Below are 1,877 nucleotides of genomic sequence, written 5' to 3' on the forward strand. Positions count from 1 at the left end.
CAATGGCATCAACCTAAGGAAATTTGGTTGATGCTATTTTTTATTCCTATCAGAAATCACTTCATTAATCGCTCACTATCGTTGTAGTTAAGAGTATATTATATAAATATTTTTTAATATATATTATATGCTATAATGTAGTTAAGTAAAGGGGTGATTTTTATGTTCTTGCGTGTTATTCCAAACAACAAAGGTAAAAAAAATACCTTCTTTTGCGATCTTGTAGAATCTTATAGGGACGAAAATGGTATTCCAAAACATCGTACTGTAGTTAAACTTGGTCAATTTGAAAAAGATCGCATCCCTTATTTAAAGGCTGCTTTTGGTAAAGGTGATCCTAATAAAATTTTTAATGATGAGCTCAACCGTAGTTAAGTCATGCCAGGCAAGGATTTCTTCTTTGCTTGGTAAGTTCGGTAGTTACATCCGCTGTGAAAAAGTCCGTCACCTAACCAGAAAGCATCCTAATGATTTTGTGCGTATTTTCAAATTTCCATGGTATGATGTTTTACTTTACTTAATCTTTCGTTCTGAAAACTGTACACAGTCTGAACTCTCTAAATATTATAGTGATATTGGAAAAACCAATCTCCGTATTAGTAAACAAGCTGCTTTCAAAGCACTAAAAAAAGTCAACCCTGATGTATTTTCCGATTTGATTCATACTTTTGCTCGTTTTTTCTATGAATCTGATTTGGTTAAAACTTATAAAGGTTACATCCTGCTCTCAGAAGATGGTACTGCCAATGAACTCCGCCCTTCAAAGAAAGCTTTAAATCAATTTGGCTTTGTGACCAACCAATTTATCCGTAATAAAGATGCGGCGCAGAAAGCAACGAGTCGTTCAGCAGCATTCTACGATATAACCAATGGATTTATCGTTAATTTCACTATGAATCCATATAAAAAATCAGAGATACCGATCGCTATTGAACATCTTACAAACTGTCATTCATTATTTGATGGGAGGAAAACTATATATTTAGCAGACCGATACTATGGCTGTATAGAATTATTCGCAATATTGGAATCATATGGTTTCCAATATTGTATTCGTGGTAAATCTAATTTTTTCAAAAAATATGTATCACAAATGAAATCGAATGATGAGTGGATAGAAGTTAAACTGGATAAAACTTGGCTGAAAAGATTAAAGTATGATATAGCAAAAGAACGATTTCAGAGAAACCCAACTATCCAGATTCGTGTAGTCAAAAAATCTTATACTTATACCGATAAAAAAGGAAACATCCACCATACAGACCTTATATACTTTACAAATTTAAGCGAAAAAGAATTCTCTACTAATGAAATCGTATCCCTATACGCAAAACGCTGGGATATTGAAAGCTCTTATAAGACATTAAAAACAAATTATGAATGGGAACGTTTTTTCAGTGAAGATTGTGATTGTGAAATGTGTTGTATATATGCAAAAGTAATCTATCACAATTTAATCGGAATCATACGGAAAGAATTAAATGATATGTTGATTTTAGAGGATAAAAATAAGAGTAACATCTATAAGTATACTACGAATATAGTCCAATTAAGCAAACTGATGAGTGAAAACAATCTATGTCGCTGGATTAGATCTTGTAATGGTAAAGCTATAGAGAAGTTAATAGACTTGGCTATAATATTGATACATAAAATTAAAATACCTATACGCCCAGGCAGGCACAATCAACGGTGGGGAAGAATTGTCACCTGCAGCAGTCCTATTCGTTTCAGGTTAGATGGGAGGAATTGGCCTAGGACTTCTTATAGTCATGGGAAACTAAGAACTACTCAACCGTAGTTAAGAAAAGTTGATTTATCCAGATATCAGTAATTTTGAAAAATTCTAACGCATAATCAATGAGTTTTTGTGTACC

Annotated in this window: 2 protein-coding genes; both read left to right on the forward strand. The window is 32.8% G+C overall.

The genetic code is table 11. From position 1 onward, the window contains the following. Positions 1-162: 162 nt before the first annotated feature. The gene (locus tag NE665_RS23595; protein ID WP_117445112.1) at positions 163-375 is read left to right on the forward strand and encodes a hypothetical protein; all 213 of its coding nucleotides are present in this window, start codon (positions 163-165) and stop codon (positions 373-375) included. A gap of 25 nt (positions 376-400) precedes the next feature. Then, complete coding sequence (locus NE665_RS23600; RefSeq protein ID WP_181968948.1) at positions 401-1,801, forward strand: IS4 family transposase; 1,401 nt, start codon at positions 401-403, stop codon at positions 1,799-1,801. Positions 1,802-1,877 lie beyond the last annotated feature (76 nt).

The sequence above is a fragment of the Clostridium sp. DFI.1.208 genome (assembly GCF_024463855.1).
Lineage (GTDB): Bacteria > Bacillota_I > Bacilli_A > Erysipelotrichales > Erysipelotrichaceae > Clostridium_AQ.